This is a genomic window from Streptomyces liangshanensis, from assembly GCF_011694815.1.
Taxonomy (GTDB): Bacteria; Actinomycetota; Actinomycetes; order Streptomycetales; family Streptomycetaceae; genus Streptomyces; species Streptomyces liangshanensis.
The window spans coordinates 1,056,804-1,076,839 of the sequence record NZ_CP050177.1; the positions used below are offsets into that span (position 1 = coordinate 1,056,804).

At 72.9% G+C, this 20,036-nt stretch carries 18 protein-coding genes; 4 read left to right on the forward strand and 14 right to left on the reverse strand.

All coding sequences use genetic code 11. The annotated features are described in order from the left end of the window. The first annotated feature begins 1 nt into the window (after position 1). Both mmsB and HA039_RS04655 read left to right on the forward strand, forming a co-directional pair. Complete coding sequence (mmsB, locus tag HA039_RS04650) at positions 2–1,255, forward strand: multiple monosaccharide ABC transporter permease (RefSeq protein WP_167024163.1); 1,254 nt, start codon at positions 2–4, stop codon at positions 1,253–1,255. Positions 1,256–1,337: 82 nt separating this feature from the next. Next, positions 1,338–2,690 (forward strand): 6-phospho-beta-glucosidase, encoded by a 1,353-nt coding sequence (locus tag HA039_RS04655; protein ID WP_167024166.1) that lies wholly within the window; start codon positions 1,338–1,340, stop codon positions 2,688–2,690. A 152-nt stretch (positions 2,691–2,842) separates the two neighbouring features. Here the strand turns inward: HA039_RS04655 and HA039_RS04660 are convergent, their stop codons facing one another. From HA039_RS04660 to HA039_RS04670, 3 genes are all read right to left on the reverse strand, one after another. Continuing rightward, positions 2,843–3,643, reverse strand: coding sequence for an SAM-dependent methyltransferase (locus HA039_RS04660; protein WP_167024169.1), 801 nt, complete (start codon positions 3,641–3,643; stop codon positions 2,843–2,845). A gap of 108 nt (positions 3,644–3,751) precedes the next feature. Then, entirely contained in the window at positions 3,752–3,988 is a 237-nt protein-coding gene (locus tag HA039_RS04665) for a DUF397 domain-containing protein (protein WP_161312563.1), read from the reverse strand. After that, on the reverse strand, positions 3,989–4,852 hold the full coding sequence (locus tag HA039_RS04670; RefSeq protein WP_167024172.1) for a helix-turn-helix domain-containing protein: 864 nt from the start codon (positions 4,850–4,852) through the stop codon (positions 3,989–3,991). Positions 4,853–5,059: 207 nt separating this feature from the next. On the opposite strand from HA039_RS04670, the gene HA039_RS04675 reads away from it, so the two are divergent. Together HA039_RS04675 and HA039_RS04680 are read left to right on the forward strand one after the other, a co-directional pair. Beyond that, positions 5,060–5,548: an ATP-binding protein gene (locus HA039_RS04675; protein ID WP_167024175.1), complete on the forward strand. Its 489-nt coding sequence runs from the start codon at positions 5,060–5,062 to the stop codon at positions 5,546–5,548. After that, entirely contained in the window at positions 5,542–5,982 is a 441-nt protein-coding gene (locus HA039_RS04680) for a hypothetical protein (RefSeq protein WP_167024178.1), read from the forward strand. The genes HA039_RS04675 and HA039_RS04680 overlap by 7 nt, the downstream gene beginning before the upstream one ends. A 62-nt stretch (positions 5,983–6,044) precedes the next feature. Here HA039_RS04680 and HA039_RS04685 read toward each other — a convergent pair whose 3' ends face one another. From HA039_RS04685 to HA039_RS04740, 11 genes are all read right to left on the reverse strand, one after another. Further along, positions 6,045–7,031 (reverse strand): sugar kinase, encoded by a 987-nt coding sequence (locus tag HA039_RS04685; protein WP_167024181.1) that lies wholly within the window; start codon positions 7,029–7,031, stop codon positions 6,045–6,047. Continuing rightward, on the reverse strand, positions 7,028–7,933 hold the full coding sequence (locus HA039_RS04690) for an SMP-30/gluconolactonase/LRE family protein (RefSeq protein WP_167024184.1): 906 nt from the start codon (positions 7,931–7,933) through the stop codon (positions 7,028–7,030). Before HA039_RS04690 ends, HA039_RS04685 begins: the two co-directional genes overlap by 4 nt. Next, the gene (locus HA039_RS04695) at positions 7,930–8,571 is read right to left on the reverse strand and encodes a bifunctional 4-hydroxy-2-oxoglutarate aldolase/2-dehydro-3-deoxy-phosphogluconate aldolase (RefSeq protein WP_167036220.1); all 642 of its coding nucleotides are present in this window, start codon (positions 8,569–8,571) and stop codon (positions 7,930–7,932) included. The genes HA039_RS04690 and HA039_RS04695 overlap by 4 nt, the downstream gene beginning before the upstream one ends. A gap of 926 nt (positions 8,572–9,497) precedes the next feature. Further along, positions 9,498–10,643 (reverse strand): galactonate dehydratase, encoded by a 1,146-nt coding sequence (gene dgoD / locus HA039_RS04705; RefSeq protein ID WP_167024187.1) that lies wholly within the window; start codon positions 10,641–10,643, stop codon positions 9,498–9,500. Continuing rightward, positions 10,640–11,392, reverse strand: a complete 753-nt coding sequence (locus HA039_RS04710) for a FadR/GntR family transcriptional regulator (protein WP_167024190.1) — start codon at positions 11,390–11,392, stop codon at positions 10,640–10,642. The genes dgoD and HA039_RS04710 overlap by 4 nt, the downstream gene beginning before the upstream one ends. A 67-nt stretch (positions 11,393–11,459) precedes the next feature. Further along, entirely contained in the window at positions 11,460–12,218 is a 759-nt protein-coding gene (locus HA039_RS04715; protein WP_167024193.1) for an SDR family NAD(P)-dependent oxidoreductase, read from the reverse strand. A gap of 70 nt (positions 12,219–12,288) precedes the next feature. Then, on the reverse strand, positions 12,289–14,388 hold the full coding sequence (locus tag HA039_RS04720) for an alpha-galactosidase (RefSeq protein WP_167036223.1): 2,100 nt from the start codon (positions 14,386–14,388) through the stop codon (positions 12,289–12,291). Between the two features lie 59 nt (positions 14,389–14,447). Further along, positions 14,448–15,296 (reverse strand): carbohydrate ABC transporter permease, encoded by an 849-nt coding sequence (locus HA039_RS04725; protein ID WP_167024196.1) that lies wholly within the window; start codon positions 15,294–15,296, stop codon positions 14,448–14,450. After that, positions 15,296–16,198 carry a carbohydrate ABC transporter permease gene (locus tag HA039_RS04730; protein WP_167024199.1) on the reverse strand — a complete coding sequence of 301 codons (903 nt, stop codon included), beginning with the start codon at positions 16,196–16,198 and terminating at the stop codon, positions 15,296–15,298. Before HA039_RS04730 ends, HA039_RS04725 begins: the two co-directional genes overlap by 1 nt. A 1-nt stretch (position 16,199) precedes the next feature. Continuing rightward, positions 16,200–17,489 carry an ABC transporter substrate-binding protein gene (locus HA039_RS04735; RefSeq protein WP_167024202.1) on the reverse strand — a complete coding sequence of 430 codons (1,290 nt, stop codon included), beginning with the start codon at positions 17,487–17,489 and terminating at the stop codon, positions 16,200–16,202. Positions 17,490–17,664: 175 nt separating this feature from the next. Next, complete coding sequence (locus HA039_RS04740; protein ID WP_167024205.1) at positions 17,665–19,851, reverse strand: DUF8189 domain-containing protein; 2,187 nt, start codon at positions 19,849–19,851, stop codon at positions 17,665–17,667. Positions 19,852–20,036 lie beyond the last annotated feature (185 nt).

The window sequence follows — 20,036 nt, forward strand, 5'->3', positions numbered from 1 at the left end:
CATGGGTCCGGTCACCACCGACACACCGAGCGGCACACCACCGAAGGGCACGCCCCCCGCCGCGCCCGCCGCCGGGCGCGCCACGACCGGCGCGCTTCTGCTGGACGCCGCCCGGCGCAACATGCGGCAGTACGGGATGCTCGTCGCGCTCGGGCTGATCGTCGTGCTGTTCCAGATATGGACCGACGGGGTGCTGCTCAAGCCGAACAACGTCACCAACCTGGTCCTCCAGAACAGCTACATCCTGGTCCTCGCGATCGGGATGATGATCGTCATCATCGCGGGCCACATCGACCTGTCGGTCGGCTCACTGGCCGCGTTCGTGTCCGCCGCGTGCGCGGTGATGATGGTCGAGCACCGGATGCCCTGGGTGCTCGCCCTGGTCCTCGGGCTGCTCATCGGGGCGGTCGCGGGGGCCTGGCAGGGCTTCTGGATCGCGTACCTCGGCATCCCGTCGTTCATCGTCACGCTCGCCGGCATGCTGCTCTTCCGGGGCGCCACCCAGATCTTCCTGGGCTCCCGCTCCCTCGGCCCGTTCCCCGAGGGCTTCCAGAAGATCTCCACGGGGTACCTCCCCGAGGTCGGGCCGGCCACGGACTACCACAACCTGACCCTCCTGCTGGGGCTGGCGCTGCTCGCGTTCGCGCTGTTCCAGGAGGTCAGGGACCGGCGGCGGCAGCGGACGTACGACCTGGAGGTGCTGCCCCGCAACCTGTTCCTGATCAAGTGCGTGGCGCTGACGGCCGCCGTGGCCGCCTTCACGATGACGCTGGCCAGCTACCGCGGTGTGCCGGTCGTGCTGCTCCTGCTCGCTGCGCTGCTCCTCGGCTTCGGCTTCGTGATGCGCAACGCGGTGATCGGCCGTCATGTGTACGCGCTGGGCGGCAACCAGGCGGCGGCGAAGCTCTCCGGGGTCAAGGACCGGCGGGTCACCTTCCTGGTCTTCGTCACCATGGGCGTGCTCGCCGCCCTGGCCGGCATCGTCTACGCGGCCCGCCTCGACGCGGGGGTGCCGCAGGCGGGGGTGAACTTCGAACTGGAGGCCATCGCGGCCGCCTTCATCGGCGGGGCGTCGATGAGCGGCGGGGTCGGCACGGTGTTCGGGGCGGTCATCGGCGGGCTGGTGCTGGGCGTGCTCAACAATGGCATGTCGCTGGTGGGCGTCGGCACGGACTACCAGCAGGTCATCAAGGGCCTGGTGCTGCTCGCGGCCGTCGGCTTCGACGTCTGGAACAAGCGCCGGGTGGGTGCCTGACGCGCCGGGCCTCCGGACGGTCCCGCGGTCGTTTCGTGGATGATCGGTCCATGCAGGCGACCGAGGTGGAGGCGGACCGGGTATGAGGCTGACGATTCTGGGCGGGGGCGGTTTCCGGGTGCCGCTGGTGTACGGGGCGCTGCTCCGCGACCGGGCGGCGGGCCGGGTCACGCACGTCACGCTGTACGACGTGGACGCGGCCCGGCTCGGGGCCGTCGCGCGGGTGCTGGCCGAGCAGGCCGACGGGGTGGCGGACGCGCCGGAGGTCACCGTCACCACGGACCTGGACGACGCGCTGCGCGGCACGGACTTCGTCTTCTCCGCGATCCGGGTGGGCGGTCTGGAGGGGCGGGCCGCCGACGAGCGGGTGGCGCTGGCGGAGGGGGTGCTCGGCCAGGAGACCGTGGGGGCGGGCGGGATCGCGTACGGGCTGCGGACCGTGCCGGTCGCGGTGGACATCGCGCGGCGGGTGGCGGCGCTGGCCCCGGACGCGTGGGTCATCAACTTCACCAATCCGGCCGGGCTGGTGACGGAGGCGATGTCCCGGGTGCTGGGCGACCGGGTCATCGGCATCTGCGACTCCCCCGTCGGCCTGGGCCGCCGGGTCGCCCGGGTGCTGGGGGTGGATCCGGACCGGGCGTGGTTCGACTACGTGGGGCTGAACCACCTGGGCTGGCTGCGCGGGCTGTGGGCGGGCGGCCGTGACCAGTTGCCGCGCCTGTTCGCCGATCCGGAGCTGCTGGGCTCCTTCGAGGAGGGCAAGCTCTTCGGTCCCGAGTGGCTGAGGTTGATCGGCGCGGTCCCCAACGAGTACCTGCACTACTACTACTTCAACCGCGAGGCCGTGCGCGCCTACCAGGGCGCCGAGCGGACGCGCGGCGCGTACCTGAGGGACCAGCAGGCGGGGTTCTACGCGGAGTTGGCGGGCGGCGGAGGCGGTGGCGGCTCCGCGCTCGGCGCGTGGAACCGTACCCTCGCCGATCGTGAGGCGACGTACATGGCGGCCAACCGGGACGCCGCCGGGGTGGGCGAACGCGACGACGAGGACCTGGGGTCGGGCGGGTACGAACAGGTAGCACTCGCCCTGATGCGGGCCGTCGCGCGCGACGAGAGCGCGACGCTGATCCTGAACGTCCGCAACCGCACCACCCTGGCGGTCCTGGACGCGGACGCCGTGATCGAGGTGCCGTGCCTGGTCGACGCGAACGGCGCGCACCCGGTGTCGGTCGAGCCGCTGCCGTACCACGCGGTGGGTCTGGTGACGTCGGTCAAGGCGGTGGAACGCGCGGTGCTGGCGGCGGCGGGGAGCGGATCACGCGAGGACGCGGTACGGGCGTTCGCCCTGCATCCCCTGGTCGACTCGGTGGCCGTGGCCCGGCGGCTGCTGGACGCCTACACGGACGTCCACCCCGGGCTGGCGTACCTGCGGAACTGAACGGAAGCACACCCGCGTACCCACGGAACTGAGCGGGACCGGCGCCGGCCCCCCAAGACCGGCGCCGGTCCCCTGCGGACGGGAGGGGACGCGCGAGGCGCCGCAGCGCACCTGAAAAGTGCTGCGGCGCCACCCGCCCGTACCCCACCCACTTACGGTTTGCGTGCCACGCCCGCGTATCCGGGGATGGGCCCGTCGCCGGAGAGAGGGACGACCTCACCCAGCTCGGGACGCCAGTCCGTGGCAAGGGAGACACCCGGGCCGACCAGGTCGAGTCCTTCGAAGAAGGCCGCGAACTCGTCACGGGTGCGCGGGACCAGGGTGAGGCCCCGCTGCTTGTACAGCTCGCGCGCCCGCTCCGACGTGTCCGGATCGAAGTCGCCGGTGACGTGCGACAGGACCAGGTAGCTGCCGGGCGCCAGCGGGGCGAGGAGCGCGCGCACCAGCTCGTGCGCGCCGTCGTCGTCCGAGACGAAGTGGAGCAGCGCGATCAGCGAGAGCGCCACCGGCCTGTCCAGGTCGAGGGTCTTGCCGGCCGCCTCGATGATGGCGCCGGGCTCCCGCGCGTCGGCCTGGACGTACTCCGTCACGCCCTCCGGGGTACTGCGGAGCAGGGCTTCCGCGTGCCTGAGGACGATCGGGTCGTTGTCCGTGTAGACGATCCGGGAGTCGGGGGCGACCTGCTGGGCGATCTGGTGGAGGTTGGGCTCGGTCGGGATGCCCGTACCGATGTCGAGGTACTGCCGCACCCCGCCCGTCATGCCGAGCCAGCGGGTGGCGCGGTGCATGAAGGCCCGGTTGACGCGCGCCATCTCCGGGGCCCTGGAGTCCAGCGCGAGCAACTGCCGCGCCATCTGCTCGTCGACCGGATAGTTGTCCTTGCCGCCGAGAAGCCAGTCGTACACCCGGGCCGGATGGGGCCTGCTGGTGTCGATGGCGTCGTGCCCGGTCATGTGCGCTCCATGAGTCTCAGGGTCTGTGAGCGAGAACTACGGTCGGTGAGCGGGGACTTCGGTGCTTCGGTCGGTGTGCGGTGTCGCGGTGTCGGGGTGTTGCGGTGATCAGGTCAGGAGGAAGTCCGCCTGGCCCGACTTGGCGCCCTGGATGAAAGCGGCGATCTCTCCGGTGGTGTAGATCAGTGCGGGGCCGTCAGGGTCGGCGGACTGGCGCACCGCGACCCTGCCGTCGGCCAGCTTCATGGCCTCGATGCAGTTGCCGCCGTTGCCGCCGCTCCACGGCTTGTGCCAGCCTTCGGCGCCGAGGTCGGCGGCCGGCATGCCGTTGTATATGGGATCCATTCACAGCTCCTTGCGGACATCCCGGAGGATCTCCTTCGTGCGTGGTGCAGTGGCGGCCTGGGCCGCCATCCGGTCCATGACCTCCAGGTGAGTGGCCACCTCGGGGCGCGCGTCGAGGTAGACGGCGCCGGTCAGGTACTCGCTGTAGACCATGTCGGGCAACTCCGGTACCGCGAAACGGAAGATCACGAACGGCCCGTACGTACCGGGATGGTGTCCGCTCGAGAACTCCGCGATCTGGAGGGTCACGTTGGGCAGGGCGGACGTCTCCAGCAGCCGGTCGATCTGCTCGCGCATGATCTCCGGACTGTCACCCACCGGGCGCCGCAGGACCGTCTCGTCCATGATGACCCAGAATCTGGGCGCGTCGGGACGGGTGAGCAGCGACTGGCGTTCCATGCGGAGCGCCACGTGCCGTTCGATGTCGTCGGGCCTGGCCTGCCCCACGGCACCGGCCCGCATGACGGATCGCGCGTAGTCCTCGGTCTGGAGCAGTCCGGGGACGAAGTGCGGTTCGTACGCCCTCAGGAGGGCCGCGGCGCCCTCCAGGCTGACGTACATGCTGAACCAGTCCGGCAGGATGTCGTGGAACCGCTGCCACCAGCCGGGCTTGTTCGCCTCCTCCGTGAGCTCGACGAACGCCTCGGCCTCCGCCTCGGCGATCCCGTACGCCCTGAGCAGCACCTGCACATAGGGGATCTTGAGCGTGACCTCGGCGGTCTCCATCCTGCGTATCGTGGCCGGGGCCACGCGCAGAAGCTTGGCGGCTTCCTCGCGTTTCAGGCCGGCCCGCTCACGCAGGTCCTGCAGACGTCTGCCGAGGACGACCTGACCCACGGTCGGGGCTGACCGCGGTTCACTCACTTGGGACCTCCCCCGTACACGGATGCCAGCAGTCTGCCACGTCCGGAGCACGAAGAACACGGCACTCTGGAAAATTCAGAGTGCTACTTGCCAAGTGTCCCCGACGGGTGGAGAGTGGTCGAGTGAACCAGTTCACACGGTCGCCGCGCCCTGCCACGGGAGAGGTTTTGTGCGCGTCTGCCGGCTCCCCACCGTTAGGAATCGGTCGTGGCACCTGGTAACGCGCCCACCCCCCAGCTCATCACCCAGCGTCCTGGCAACGTTGTCCGGCGGTACGGATTCGAATTGCCGGCCCGCGCCGAGTCGGTCGGCCGGGCCAGGAAACTGACCGAGGAGCGGCTCGTACGCTGGGGGATGGACGAGGACACCCGCCAGACCGCGGTCCTCGTGGTGTCGGAACTGGTGACCAACGCGATCGTGCACGCCGCCGGGAACCACGTCATCTGCGAGATACGCGAGGGCGAGGGCCACCTGCGCATAGCGGTGGAGGACCAGGGGTACGGCCCGACCGGGCCCCAGATGCACCGGGCGTCGGACGACGAGGGCGGCCGCGGACTCTTCCTGATCGACTCCCTGTGCACGGGCTGGGGGGCCCATGACACATCGGGATACGGCCCCGGGCGTGTCGTCTGGGCCGAGCTGCCGCACGGAGCACGTCAGGCCCTGCCCGCCCGCGCGTCGGAGCCGGTGTGCTGAGGACGGCGCTGCACCGCCTCTCCCGTGGGCTGCGCGGCGAAGACCTCCGGCGTTCCGGACGGATCGAGCTGGCGCTGCCGGCCGCGCTGCCCGCCTCGCTGGGCTGTGACGCGGTGGGCGTCCCGGCGCGGCACGGCTTCCGGCTGCTCTCCCGGCTGCCCCGGTCCGGCTGCGTCTTCGCCGACACCGACTGGTGGTGGTGGATCGTGCCGTCCGGCTCGGACCTGGACCTGGCGTGGCCCGCCCCGGCGCGGTACGTGGTGGGGACGAACGTACCGGCGGAGCATCCCCGGCTGATCCACTGGCCGGACTCGCCCTCGCCGTACACGCCGCCGATCCCGTTCTACCTGATGGTGTGCCAGCTGGCCGGCACGGCTCCCGCGTGGGGGCCCGAGGCGCGGGCGCAGGACACCGGGACGGTCGCGGCGCAGTAGGGCCTGTTACGGGGCGACCGCCGCCCGTCGCGTCACGGGTGGCCGCCGCCCGCGGGCCGGCGTCACGGGGTCGCCGCCGCCCAGGTGTTGTCGTCCGCCGCCAGCAGGTGGCGCACGCGGGCCGCGGACGGCAGGGGGCCGTGGTCCGAGGAGACCTGGAGCGCGGACGCCGCGGTGAGGTGGCCCAGGCGCAGGGCCCGTACCGGATCGCCCGCGTCCCGCAGCCCCGCCAGGAAGCCCGCCGCGAAGGCGTCCCCCGCGCCGACCGGTTCGACGACCGCGACCTTCAGGGCCGGCACGGTGTACGGCACGGGGCCGAGGAACGCCGTGGCCGCGCGGGAGCCGTCCTTGACCACCAGGGTGTGCGGGCCGGGCAGCAGCGCGCGGACCGCCGCCGCGTCCGTGACGGCCGCGCCCCACAGCGCCTGCGCCTCGTCCAGGCCGACGAGGACGAGGTCCGCGCGGTCGGCGAGCGCGCGCAGGATCTCCGGTGCGGGCCGGTCCTTCCAGAGCGCGGGGCGGTGGTTGACGTCGAAACTGACGGGGTACGGCCGGTCCGGCGCGAGCGCCGCCTCCACCAGGGCCAGGCAACTGGCCGACAGGGCCGGGGTGATGCCGCTGAGGTGGACAAGTCCCGCTCCCTGGAGCGCTGTTGAGTCCAGCACCTCGGGTCCGAGCGCGGCGGCGGCCGAGCCGCTCCGGTAGTAGTGGACGTAAGTCCCTTCCGCTCCGGGGTTCTTGACGAGCAGTCCGGTCGGGCGCGTCGCGTTGGTGCGTACCCCGGAGACGTCCACGCCGAAGGCCGCGACCCGGCGCCGTATCCGCCGGCCGAACGGGTCGTCCCCGACCGCCGACACCCAGCGGGCGGGCACGCCGTGGTCGGCCAGGTAGGTCGCGACGTTGGACTCGGCGCCCGCGATGTCGAGGCGCAGGAGGTCGGCGTCGTCGAGCGGGGCCACCGGCTCGGGGGCCAGGGCGGCCATCGTCTCGCCGACGCACACGACGGGGCCGGGGCCGAAGGGGCGGGGCGTGTGCCGCGCGGGGCTCATGAGGCGCTCGCCGGGCGGTAGGACGCGGTCGGCTGGCCCGGGACCTCGACCCGTACGGCGAACACCGCGCCGTCCAGGGGGCCGGGGCGCGCGAGTCCGACGCGCGCGCTGGTGACGTAGAGCGTGCGGCCGTCGTCCCCGCCCAGGCACACCCCGGCGGGCTGCGCGGCAGGCAGGGCGACGACGCGGTCGAGCGTGCCGTCCGCGCGGTAGCGGTGGACGGCGCCCTCGCCCCAGACGGCGGTCCACAGCCCGCCCTCGCGGTCGACGGCCAGGCCGTCGGGGCTGCCCCGGCCGAGTGTGGTGAGGACGGACGGCTCGCCCAGACCGCCGGTGGCCGGGTCGACGGGGTAGGTCCTGATGACGCCGCGCGCGCTGTCCGCGAGGAAGAGGACCGTCCCGTCGGCGGAGAACGCGGGGCCGTTCGGGACGGTGATGCCCGTCAGGACGCGGGTGAGCGTCCCGTCGCGGTCGAGCCGGTACAGCGATCCCGCGCCGTCCACGGCGTCGTACGCCATGCTCCCGGCCCAGAACCGGCCCTGCGGGTCCGCGGCTCCGTCGTTCATCCGGGCGGCCGGGGACGCGCCGTCCTCCGGCCTGCCCCGCCACGCGGTCGAACCGTCCGCCCCGAGCAGGCAGACACCGGTGCCGGCCGCCGCGACCCAGCTGCCGGGGCGCCCCTCCACGGGGGCGACCGCGCCGAGGGGGACCGGCAGGTGGGCCAGCACGTCCAGGGAGCCCGTTCCGCCGGGGTCGCCGGGCGGGGCGGCGAGCAGGCGGCCGGTGAGGATGTCGGTCAGGACGATCCGCCCGTCGACCCAGCGGATCCCCTCGCCCAGTTCCAGGCGGTCGGACCAGCGGGAGACCGGGGCGTAAGCCGGGGGGTGCGGGTCCGCGCTCATCGGGGGTCCTCCCCCGCATCCCGGACGACGGCGAGGAAGGCGCGCGCCCGCTCGCGCAGCGCGTCCTGGCTCCCGCCGTCCGCCGCGTCCCCGATCAGCGGCGAGCCGACGCCGACCGCCGTCGCGCCGTACGCCAGGTAGGCGCGGGCCGCCGCCGCGTCCACGCCCCCGACGGGGACGAACGGCAGCTGGGGGAAGGGGCCGCGCAGTGCCTTGAGGTACTCGGGCCCGCCCGCCTGCGCGGCCGGGAAGATCTTGAGCGCGTCGGCGCCGAGGCGCCGGGCGGCCAGGACGTCCGTCGGGGTCATCACGCCGGCGAGGACCGGCAGGCCCAGCTCCTTGGCGGCGGTGACGCCGTCGCCGAGCGCCGGGGTGACGACGAAGTCCGCCCCCGCCTCGTGCGCGGCCCACGCGTCCTCGGGGGTGAGGACCGTGCCCGCGCCGAGCGGGGCGCCGGGGCCGAGCGCCGCGCGGGCGCCCTTGATGACGTCGAGGGCGTCGCGCCCGGACAGGGAGACCTCGACCAGCTCGACGCCTTCCTCGACCAGGGTCAGTACGGTCCGCAGCGCGGCCTCGGGGTCCCAGCCGCGCACGATGGCGACCAGGCGGTGGGCGCGGAGCGCGCTCAGCAGATCCACGGGGTGGTTCCTCTCTCGTTCTGGTTCAGGGGCGGACCGAGCCGGCGGACCAGCGGTGGCGGGTCGGCTGTCACCGTGGCGGGTGGCCGTCACCGTCAGCCGCCAGCGGACCTCGCCGGACGGCCCGACGCGGGCCGCGTCCGCCTCGCCGGCCGCGGCGAGGTCGAAGACCCGGCCGAGCATGGGCTCGACGCCGATCGAGCGGTACGGCGTGTCCTCGGGGAAGCCGCCCAGGTTGCGCCACAGCGCGACGGAGACCGGCTGGTCCCCCGCGTCCAGGGCGAAGCGCAGGGTGTCGGCGCCGTCCCGTACGGACACCTCGCGCGCGTCGACCACCGCGCCGAGCGCCGTGCCGTCGTCGGGGCCGAGGCGGTCGAGCCGTACCCCCGCGGCCTCCGGCCAGTGGCCCGGCAGCCACCGCGCGCCCCCGTCGGGGTAGAGGCGGACGCCCGCTCCCCCCGGCATCACGGCCCGCGCCTGCCCGGAGACCTCCAGGAGCGCGTGCGCCGCCCAGAGGAAGCGGTAGCCGGGCGCGGCGGTCAGCCGGTAGTCGGCGACGGTCCCGCCCGCCCCGGCGGTGACGCGCCGGGTGAGGCGGAAGTCGGAGCAGTCGACGGACTCGGACCCGTCGTCGTCGCGCCGCCAGGGGCGGGACCAGGCGTCCCCGTGGTCGGGCGTCCCGCGGACGGTGGGGACACACTCCTCCAGTCCCCCGGCGTCGGCGAACGGGTCCCCCGGCCTGACCACCGCCCGGCGCGGCTCGTCACGGTGCCAGAGCCATTCGCGGCCGCCGGCGGTCAGCGAGGTCCAACGGCCGCCGTGGGCAGGGTCGGTGACCACCCGGGGCGCGGGGAGGGCGCCCGGTACGGACGCGGGCAGGCCGCCGGGTACGGACGCGGGCACGGCGCCGGACGGGGGCACGGCGCTCACCATTCCGCGAACGAGCCGTCCGCGTGGCGCCACACCGGGTTGCGCCAGGCGTGCCCCGTGCGGTCCGCGGCCCGTACGGCGGCCTCGTCCACGGTGATGCCGAGCCCGGGCAGGTCGGAACGCCGGGCCTGGCCGCCGACGAAGCGGAACGGCTCGGGGTCGACGACGTACGACAGCAGGTCGGCGTCCTTGTTGTAGTGGATGCCCCTGCTCTGCTCCTGGATGAGGAAGTTCGGTGTGCAGAAGGCCACTTGGAGGCTGGCGGCGAGCGCGATCGGGCCGAGCGGGCAGTGCGGGGCGACCTGCGCGCCGTACGCGTCCGCGAGGGAGGCGATGCGGTGCACCTCCGAGATGCCGCCCGCGTGCGAGAGGTCGGGCTGCGCGACGGCGATGCCCGCGGCGAGCGCGGGCAGGAACTCCGCCCGCCCGTAGAGCCGTTCGCCGGTGGCTATCGGCACCTCGGTGGCGGCGACCAGGGCCGGCAGCAGGTGGCCGTGCTCGGGCAGCAGCGGTTCCTCGGCGAACAGCGGGTGCAGCGGGCCGATCTCGTGCAGGACGCGGCGCGCGCTCGCCGGGGTGAACCTGCCGTGGAAGTCCACGGCGACGTCGCGGTGCGGGCCGAGGACGGCGCGGGCGGCGGCCACCCGGTCCACCACCGCCGCGGTCTCGGCGGGGGTGGTGAGGCGGGAGGTGCGGCCGGCCGCGTTCATCTTCACGGCGGTGAACCCGGCCTCGACCTGCTCGGTGATCTCCTCGGTGAGCCGGGCCGGTTCGTCGCCGCCGACCCACGCGTACACCCGGACGGAGTCCCGTACCGGCCCTCCGAGCAGCGCGTGCACGGGCGCGCCGTACGTCTTGCCCGCGATGTCCCACAGGGCCTGGTCGATGCCCGCGACGGCGCTGGAGAGCACCGGGCCGCCCCGGTAGAAGCCGGCCTTGCTGAGCACCTGCCAGTGGTCCTCGATCCGCAGCGGGTCCTGGCCGATCAGGTACTCGGCGAGGACGTCGACCGCGGCCCGTACGACCTCGGCGCGGCCCTCGACCACCGGCTCCCCCCAGCCGACCACCCCCTCGTCGGTCTCGATACGGCAGAACAGCCAGCGGGGCGGGACGAGGAACGTCTCGACGCGAACGATCTTCACTTCGCCTCGGCGCCTTTCGTGTCGGTGGTGGTGTCCCCCGGCGTCCCGTGGACCTTGTCGAGGTCGCGTACCGCCTGGTCGAGCAGGGCGCGCATGGCCGCCTCGGCCGCGTCCTGGTCCCGGGCCCGTACCGCGTCGAGGACGGCGCGGTGGCTCGGTACGGGGTCCTCGCCGTGCGGGGAGCTGTGCACGATCTGGTCGCGGTGGGCGAGCCCGGACTCGATGACCATCTCCATGCGTTCGAGCAGCTCGTTGTGGGTGGCGGCGAGCAGCGCCCGGTGGAAGGCGAGGTCGGCCTCGACCGCGTGGGCGGCCTCGCCCCCGCCGTCGCCCATCGCGGCCAGCGCCGCTTCCAGCTCGGCGAGGTCGGCGTCGGTGCGGCGGCAGGCCGCCAGCCGTACGGCGGCCGGTTCGACGATCCCGCGCACCTCGCCCAGGTTGCGCAGCAGGCCGAGGTCGGCGTCCGAGCTGGTGCCGCCCGCGAACTGCCAGCGCAGCACGTCCGCGTCGAGCAGGTTCCAGTCGGCGCGCGGCCTGACGAACGTCCCCCGTTTCTGGCGCGCGTCGACCATCCCCTTGGCGGCGAGCACCTTCAGCGATTCGCGCAGCGCGGTCAGACTGACGTCCAACTCGCCCTGCAACGCCACGAGATCGAGTGTCGCCCCCTCGGGAATCTCCCCGCTGAGCACCCGGCGCGCAAGAGTCTCCACGGTCTGGCCGTGCACTCCGCGGCGCGCGTATGGCGTCATGTCGTTATGCCTTTCTGCTGGTCGGTCGGGTCCGGCGGTGGGGTGGTGTGCTGGCGGGCGGCGGCGGTCAGGCCGACGCCTTCACGACACTCCAGCCGCCGTCCACGAGCAGGCTCGATCCGGTGATGTACGAGGCTTCCCCGGCGGCCAGGAACGCGATCGCGGCGGCCACCTCCTCCGGTCTGCCGAAGCGGCGGGCGGCGGTCTCGGCGACGCTGCGCTCCCGGTCCTCGGGCGGCACCCGGTCCCAGGCGGCGGTGAGGACCGGGCCCGGCAGGACCGCGTTGACCCGCACCTCGGGGCCGTACTCCACGGCGAGCTGTCCGCACAGCGAGAGCAGCGCGCCCTTGGAGGCGGCGTACGCGGGGTGTCCCGGGATGCCCTTGTGGGCGTGGACGGACGAGGTCAGGACCACCGCGCCATCGTGTGCGCGCAGGTCGGGCAGGACGGCGCGGAAGCCGAGGAACGCGCCGGTGAGGTTGACGGCGAGCTGCCGCTCCCAGGAGGCGACGGTCATCGTGTGGGCGGGCGTGACCTCGACGGTGTAGGCGTTGCTGACGAGCACGCCGACCGGGCCGAAGGTGTGCGCGGCGGCCACGATCCGGTCCCAGCCGGCCGGGTCCGAGACGTCGGCCGTGACGGAGGCGGCGCGTCCGCCGGCGGTACGGATGCCGGCCGCGACGGCCTCGCCGCGTTCGGTGGCGACGTCTGCGAGGACGACGGCGGCGCCTTCGGCGGCGAGCCGTTCCGCGGTGGCGGCGCCGATGCCCGAGGCGGCTCCGGTGACCACGGCGACGCGGTCGGTGAAGCGGGCGGTTCCGTTCATGGGGCGGGTCGACTCCTTGGGGTGCGGTGGGGCGACGTGAAGACTTTAGTGATCGGGGGTCCGGGACCGGTCACTCTTCGGTGAGCACGACCAGCTCGGCGTCGTAGCGCTCGGTCCACGCGAACGGGAGGCCGGAATGGACCAGATGGGCGCCGCTGTAGGCGACGCCTGACGCCGTGTCGACGTAACGGGCCGTCGGTTCCAGTCCGCGCAGCCGAAGCCGGGCCGGGCGCCCGGGGACCAGCGGCGCCCCGTCGAGGCGGCCCGTGTTCCAGGCGGTGACGACCACCCGGGCGCCGCCCGGTTCGTCGTACTGGATGCCGCAGGTCGCGTCGGCCGGGGTGTTCAGGAGGCGGACCTCCCCGTGGTGGACGACGTCCCGGATCTCCTTGTAGCGGGCGATCCACCCGGCCGCCTCGGCGCGCCGCTCGGGCGGCCAGGTGCGGATGTCGGCGCCGATGCCGAGGACGCCCGCCATGGAGTTGACGAAGCGGAAGCCGAGGGAGCGGGGCCGCGGGTCGAAGACGCCGGGCGAGTCGGTGACCCAGGAGCTCATGGTGTGCGGGGCGTGCGCGTGCAGGTAGCCGTACTGGATGGCGAGCCGGTCGAGCGGCGCGGTGTTGTCGCTGGGCCACACGACGTCCGTACGGGCGAGGGTGGCGTGCTCGATGCGGGCGCCGCCGCCCGCGCAGCCCTCGACGGTGACGTGGGGGTGGCGGGTACGGAGGTGGTCGAGGACCCGGAGGTAGCCGGCGACGTGCGCGGCGTCGAGGTCCTGCTCCTCGACGGGGCCGCCGCCGGGCCTGCCGCGTTCGGTCGGCGGGCGGTTCATGTCCCACTTGAGGTAGCTGATGTCGTGGTCGCCGAGCAGCCGGTCGAAGGTGGCGAGGACGAAGTCCTGGACGTCCTCGCGGCCGAGGTCCAGGAGGAGTTGGTTGCGTACGAGGGTGGCGGGGCGGCCGTCGATCCGGTAGACCCACTCGGGGTGGGCCGCGTACAGCGCGGACCGGGGGCTGATGGCCTCGGGTTCGACCCAGAGCCCGAAGTCCATTCCCAGGGCGCGGACTTCGCCGATGAAGTGGTCGAACCCGTCCGGGAACGAGGCCGGTTCTGGGGTCCAGTCGCCTAGGCCGCCGGTGTCGTCGTCCCGGCCGGGGAACCATCCGTCGTCGACGACGAACAGTTCCGCGCCCATCTCGGCGGCGATCCCGGCCAGTTCGAGCTGGGTCGCGGCGTCCACGTCGAAGCCGGTGGCCTCCCACGAGTTGTAGAGCACCTTGCGGGGGCGGTCCATCCGCTCGCCGGTCAGGACGCGTTCGTACCGGTGCCAGACCCGGGCGAGGCCGTCGAGCCCGTCGGGGCTGAACGCGCAGGCGAGCCGCGGGGTGGTGAGGGTGGCGCCGGGCGCGAGCCGTACGGCGCCCTCGTGGGGCACGCGTCCGGCGCGGACCCGGACGGCCCCGCCGGGCTCGGCGTCGGTGGTGAGGTGCCAGTTGCCGGACCACTCCAGGGCGACCCCGTAGGTGGGGGTGGCGCCTTCGGCGGGCGACGCGAGGTCCTGGACGGCGAGCCAGGGGGCGTAGGCGTGTCCCGGCACCCCCTGGGTGGAGGCCATCTCGAAGCGGCCGCGTGTCAGGTCGAGTTGGGTCCGCCGGAACTCCTGCGACCACTGGCCGGTGAGGTACGTGAGCCGGGCGCCGCCCGACACGGGGATGTTCACGGCGGCGGAGTCGAAGCGCTCCAGGCGCAGTGCGGTGTCACCGGTGCAGGTCAGCTCGGTCCAGCGGAGGATCACGTCGGTGCCGGGCACGGCCTCGTAGTGGAGGGCCGCCGTCAGGCCGAGGGTGTCGTCGGCGAAGACCAGCCGGAGCGTGCGGTCGCCGTCCTGGGCGGCCCCGGTGAACCGCCACCACACCCCGCGCTCCTCGCCGGGCCGCTGGGCTACCAGGTCCGCGCCGGTGAACGGCCGCAGCCCGTACGGGATGTACTCGGCGGGGGCCGCGTCGGCGGGGGTGATGAAGTGGGTGCGGCGCGACCAGTCCAGCGGTGAGGGCCCGGTCTCGGCGCCGTGCGGCCCCCAGGCGGTCAGCTCGGCCCACCGGCCGTCACCGGCGAGGGCGACCGCGTAGGTGGTGTGCTCGGTGCGCAGCAGCCACGGGTCGTCCGGCAGCCCCGTACCGGCCGGCGCGGTGCCGGTGGTGTCGGTCGTGCCGGTGGTGTCGTGCGGGCTCACTTGACTGCTCCCAGATTGAGTCCGGCCACGAAGTGGCGCTGGAACCGCAGGAATACGACGACGGTGGGGGCGGCGGCGATGACCGAGCCGGCCGCGATGACGTTCCACATCGACACGAACTGGCCCTGGAGCCCGATCAGTGAGGCGGTGATGGGCATCTTGGTGTCGGTCCGCAGCACGGTGATCGCCCACAGCAGGTCGTTGAAGATCCAGGTGAAGGAGAGCGCCCCGAGCGCGGCGAGGGCGGGGGTGGTCAGCGGCATGATGATGCGCCGGTAGATCTGCCAGGGTCCCGCGCCGTCGATGACGGCGGCCTGCTGGATCTCGGGCGGGATGGACCGCATGAAGCCGTGGAGCACGAAGACGTAGAAGCCGACGCCGAAGCCGACCTGGACGCCGATGAGCGCGTACAGCGAGTCGTACAGGCCGAGCGCCTCGCTGATCTTGGAGACGGGGATGAGCAGGATCTGCGGCGGCAGGAGGTTGCCGCCGAGCATCACCAGGAGCAGGGTGCGGCGGAACGGCAGGTCGTAGCGGGCCAGTCCGAAGGCGGCCATGGAGGCGAGCGCGAGGGACAGCAGCACGGTCGGTATCGACACGATCAGGCTGTTGAGGAGGGCACGGCCCTGTCCGCCGTCGACCCACGCCTGGTGGAAACCGCCGAGAGTGAAGGAGTGCGGCAGGCTGCCGAGGCCGTTGGCGGCGATGTCGTCGAACGACCGGGTGCTGGTGACCAGGACGAGCGCGATCGGCACCAGCCACAGGAGGGACAGCGCGCCGGCTCCGGCGTGGAAGCCCGCGGTGGCCCAGGCGCGGCGCCTGGCCTGCCGGTTCATGGCGGTCATCAGTCGGCCTCCCGGAAGGCGCGGACGAGATAGGACACGATGACCCCGAAGGCCAGCACGAAGATCACGACCGCGAGGGCGGAGCCGTATCCCAGCCGCAGGGACTGGAAGGCGGTGGAGTACATGTAGGTGGAGAGCAGTTCGGAGGAGTGGTACGGGCCGCCGCGGGTGAGCGCCCAGACGACGTCGAACGAGCGCAGCGAGTCGATGACGATGACCGACAGGACCACCGCGTTGACCCCGCGCAGCTGGGGGATGGTGATGTGCCGGAACTGCTGCCAGCGGGTGGCGCCGTCGACCTTCGCGGCTTCGTAGAGCACCGGGTCGATGCCCTTGAGGCCGGCGAGGTAGAGCACCATCACGTAGCCGATCTGGCGCCACAGCGCGGGCACGATCACGGCGTACAGGGCGGTGTCCTGGTCGGCGAGCCAGGCGTGCCGGAGGCTGCCGAGCCCGAAGAAGTCCAGTGTGTTGTTGATGAGTCCGTCGGGCTGGTACATCGCCTGCCACACCAGGGCGGTGGCGGTCAGCGAGAAGACCACGGGCAGGAAGAGCGCGGCCCGGTAGAAGCCGACCCCGCGCCGCTCCTGCTGGAGAAGGAGGGCGGCGCCGAGGCCGAGGAGCGCGGAGAGCCCGCCGAAGAGCAGGAGCCACAGGACGGTGTCGAGCAGCGCGGTGCGGAACACGCTGTCGCCGAACATCTCGTGGTAGTTGCCCACTCCGACGAACTTCGGCGCCGAGACGCCGTCCCAGTCCGTGAGGGAGAGGTAGAAACCCTGGACGGCGGGCCAGAACACCCAGAAGGCCTCGGCCAGGAGTGGTACGAGGACGAAGGCGAGGACCACGGGCGGGACCCGCGTCGCTCCCCGCCTCCGCCGCCGTGCCGCGGTCAGGACCGCCATGTCACTGTCCCCAGATCTTCTGGGCGTCCCGCTGCCAGGTGGTGAGGATGGAGTTGATCTCCTTGGGCTTGGCGAGGAAGCGGGTGAGCGCGGTGTCCGCCGACGGCTGGAGGGCGTCGCTGGAGTCGCGGTTGAAGAACTGGGTGACGTCCGCGGCGCCCTCGATGAGCGCGCGGCCCTTCTTCACCAGCGGCGTCCCGGTGTCCTTGGCCTCGGGGTTGGTGGGCAGCGCGGTGCCGGAGGAGCCCTTGAGGTAGATCTCCTGGGCCTCGACGGTGGCCATGTAGGTCATCAGTTCCTTGACCTCGTCCTTGCGGCCGGTGTGGGCGCTGGCGAAGTAGCCGTCGGTGGGGCCCTCCTCGGCGAGCGGGACCTTCGGGTCGATGACCGGGAAGCGGAAGAAGTCGATGTCGTCGAGCATGTCCTTGGGGGCGGAGTCGGCGAAGAAGGTGCCGATCAGCATCATTCCCGTACGGCCCTGGAGCAGGGAGGTGGTCGCGTCCTGGAAGGCCAGGGCGGTGCCGTTGGGGTCGAAGTACGGGAGGGCCTCGGCCCAGCGGTCGAAGACCTTGTGGACCTCGGGGTCGTCGAAGCGGTGCTTCCCGGCGAGCAGGTCGCGGTGGTACTGGGCCCCGTTGATCCGGATGTTGAGGTAGTCGAACCAGGAGGACGCCACCCAGGCGGTGTTGCCGCCGGCGCCTATCCCGATCGGGGCGACGCCCTTCTTCTTGAGCTTGTCGCACAGGTCGAGGAACTCGTCCCAGGTGGTGGGCTCCTGGACGCCCCACTTGGCGAAGTTCGACTTCCGGTAGAAGCAGCCCCACCAGTAGTAGGTGGCGGGGACGAAGACCTTCTTGCCGTCGGACGAGGTGCAGAGCTTCTTGAGCGCCTCGCTGTAGCCCGACAGTTCGGGCTTGGTCCAGATGTCGCTGACGTCGAGCAGGAGGCCCTTCTTCGCGTACGAGTCCGCGACCGAGCCGGGGTACCAGGTGAGCAGGTCCGGCGGCTGGGAGGAGGTCAGGTACGTGGGCAGCTGGGTGCGGAAGGTCTCCGAGGCGACGGTGTTGAGCGTGGCCTTGGCGCCGCCGCGCTTGTTGAAGCCCGCCACGAGGTCCTGCATCGCCTTCTTCGCCTGCGGCGAGGAGAGGTTGGACTGGAGGGTGACGGGGCCGCCGCCGGACGAGGTCTTGGTGCTCGGGCCGGAGGTGACGCAGCCGCTCATCAGCGCGGCGGCGCCGACGGCGCCGGTGCCCGCGAGGAACCGCCGGCGACTGGGGACTGAGTTGATCATGGAGGAACTCCCTGGCTAAGGCCCACGGAACGGGGCCGGGCCCCCTGACGGCCGGGCCCTCGTTCGGCGGGTACAGATTGACGCGGCGCGGATGCCGGCGTCAAGATTAATTACTAATTTATTCCTGACGGGCCGGAAGATCCCCGAGGGATCCCCCGGCCCGCCCCGTGAAGGGTCAGAGCCTGCTCTGATGGACGGCTCCGGCCACCCCGCGATAGGCGATCAGCACGGTGTTGTCGGGCGCCGCGACCCCGCCGAGGGATCCGTCGAACACCCCGCTGACGAACTGCGAGCGGGGGAACCAGCCGCCCCACGCACCGTCACCGCCGGCGTCGCCGGCCGAGTAGTTGCGCTGCCAGAGCGTGTAGTCACTGGCCCGCGCGAAGAGGTAGACGCTGCTGCCCGCGGCCACCAGCGTCGGGCTGCCGCTGACCGTACCGCCGAGGGAGGTCCAGTCCGACCAGGCCCCGGAGGCCGAACGCACGCGCTCCCAGACCGAGTCGTCGGCCGCCCGTACGGCGACGTGGGTCCGGCCCGCCGCGTCGGTGACGGCCGAGGGCCGCCCGTACACCGGCGCGTCAGCGGGCGCGCCCACCGCGGTCCAGCCGCCGGACGGGCCGCGCGAGGTGATGCGCCCGTCGGCGCCGCGCGCGAACAGGGTCCAGTCGTCGGGGCCCCGGAAGGCGACCCCCGGCGCGTCCGTGATCCGGCCGCCGAGGCTGCGCCAGGCGCCCCACTTCCCGTGGGCGCCGCCGCTGAACGTACGGTGATACGCGGCGTCGTCCGTACCCCGTACGAACACGTCGATCCGGCCGCCTGCCGAGCCGTACGCGGCCGGCTGGCCGAGGATCCGCCCCTGCGTGGGACCGCCCAGGCGGACGGACTTGCCGTTCCACGCTCCGTCCCGGCCGGTCTGCTGGACCAGCGCGCCGTCGGTGGCGCGGGTGAAGGCCGTCAGCGTGTCGCCGTCCGCCACCAGCGCGGGGCTGGCCGAGGACGTCGTACCGAGCGCGGCGCCCGGAGCGGCGTCCGTACCCGACAGCTTGAGGAAGGCCGTGCCGTGCGCCGGGACCGTGACGGTGTACGAACCGGTGTGCGTGCCCCGGTCCTGGCGGGCCCGCAGGTCGCGGACGGTGATGTCGCCGGTCAGCCCGGCGTCGGCGAAGGTCACCGTGCGCTGCGCCGGCTGGTCCGAGCGGTTGAGCAGCGCGACCGCGCGCTTGCCGGCGCCCTGGAGGACCTTGCTGTAGACGTCGCCCGTGGCGTCGGAGGCGACCCGGACGCCCTGGATGGCCAGCGGGTCCTGGTCGACGGCGAGGATCTCGGGGTTGCGCAGGGTGTCGATCATCGACTGGGGCAGGGTGCGCGGGTCGGAGCCGATGACCAGCGGGGCGCCCATGACCGACCAGAGGACGAGCTGCGAGGTGGACTCCTCCTCGTTCAGCTCGTACGAGCCGTCCGCGGTCTTCCGCATGGGCAGCAGGTAGTCCGGGTCGTTGTAGTGGCCGGGGCCCTGGGCCTCGGGGTGCGCGGCGTTGGCGTCCGCGCTGCGCAGGATGTTGGGCCAGTTCCCCGGGTACGGCGTACCGAAGGCGAGGTCGGTCCCGGTGCGCCAGGAGTCACCCGTCGTCGGGCCGTAGGTGTACGCGTTGTGGGCGTCCTGGGCCGGGGTGTGCGGCAGGCCCCAGTCGTCGGTGAGCGGGTTGCAGAGGTTCAGCAGCATGGGCCGGCCCGCCTTGGCGAGGGCGTCGCTGAACTCCTTGAACGCGGGGCCCGGATCGAGCTTCGCGGAGATCCCGCACAGGAAGTCGATCTTCACCGCGTCGAACTTCCACCGCGCGAACTGCTGGGCGTCCTGCTCGTAGTACCCGCGGCTGCCGAGCCCGCAGCTCTTGCCGCCGTCGTAGGTGCCGGCGTCGGTGTAGATCCCGGCCTTGAGGCCGCGCTGGTGGAGGTACGTCACCAGCGACGGCAGCCCGGACGGGAAGCGGGTGGGGTTGGCGGTCAGCCGCCCCTGGCTGTCGCGCGGGTTGTCGGCCTGCCAGCCGCCGTCCAGCCAGACGATGTTGTAACCGCTGTCCCTGAGGCCGCTGCTGACCAGGTGGTCGGCGACGGACTTGACCGCGCTCTCCGTCGGGGCGCCCAGGCCGTAGTACGTGTTCCAGCCCATGTAGGGCGTCGGGGCCAGACCGCTGTTGTAGTAGCGCGGCGCGCCCTGGTCGACGGCGCCCTGGTCGACGGCCCCCCGCGCGGTCTGCGCGGCGGCGGGTGCGGCCGGAGCTGCGGCGTGTGCCCCCGGCGCGGACACCCCTACCAGCGTGGCGGCCCCCAGGGCCGCCGCGGCCCGCCGGGCACGCACCATCCCTGCACGATGCGAAGTCACTGTGTCTCCCGAGAGTTGGGGAATCGTCGGCGCCCCGCCCAACGGGGAGTCCCCCGGGATCACGGCGGCGGCGCCACGACGAAGACTGTGGCCGGGCGCCCGAACCCTGTCAACGTTTATTACTAATTAACTTAAACAAGTCGGCGAGCGGCAGGGGCCCGCCG

What these genes read in the sequence shown, in the direction of transcription:
- mmsB (WP_167024163.1), top strand. Translation starts at nt 2, where the DNA reads ATGGGTCCGGTCACCACCGACACACCGAGCGGCACACCACCGAAGGGC.
- HA039_RS04655 (WP_167024166.1), top strand. Translation starts at nt 1,338, where the DNA reads ATGAGGCTGACGATTCTGGGCGGGGGCGGTTTCCGGGTGCCGCTGGTG.
- HA039_RS04660 (WP_167024169.1), bottom strand. Translation starts at nt 3,643, where the DNA reads ATGACCGGGCACGACGCCATCGACACCAGCAGGCCCCATCCGGCCCGG.
- HA039_RS04665 (WP_161312563.1), bottom strand. Translation starts at nt 3,988, where the DNA reads ATGGATCCCATATACAACGGCATGCCGGCCGCCGACCTCGGCGCCGAA.
- HA039_RS04685 (WP_167024181.1), bottom strand. Translation starts at nt 7,031, where the DNA reads ATGAGCCCCGCGCGGCACACGCCCCGCCCCTTCGGCCCCGGCCCCGTC.
- HA039_RS04690 (WP_167024184.1), bottom strand. Translation starts at nt 7,933, where the DNA reads ATGAGCGCGGACCCGCACCCCCCGGCTTACGCCCCGGTCTCCCGCTGG.
- HA039_RS04710 (WP_167024190.1), bottom strand. Translation starts at nt 11,392, where the DNA reads ATGACGCCATACGCGCGCCGCGGAGTGCACGGCCAGACCGTGGAGACT.
- HA039_RS04715 (WP_167024193.1), bottom strand. Translation starts at nt 12,218, where the DNA reads ATGAACGGAACCGCCCGCTTCACCGACCGCGTCGCCGTGGTCACCGGA.
- HA039_RS04725 (WP_167024196.1), bottom strand. Translation starts at nt 15,296, where the DNA reads ATGACCGCCATGAACCGGCAGGCCAGGCGCCGCGCCTGGGCCACCGCG.
- HA039_RS04730 (WP_167024199.1), bottom strand. Translation starts at nt 16,198, where the DNA reads ATGGCGGTCCTGACCGCGGCACGGCGGCGGAGGCGGGGAGCGACGCGG.
- HA039_RS04735 (WP_167024202.1), bottom strand. Translation starts at nt 17,489, where the DNA reads ATGATCAACTCAGTCCCCAGTCGCCGGCGGTTCCTCGCGGGCACCGGC.
- HA039_RS04740 (WP_167024205.1), bottom strand. Translation starts at nt 19,851, where the DNA reads ATGGTGCGTGCCCGGCGGGCCGCGGCGGCCCTGGGGGCCGCCACGCTG.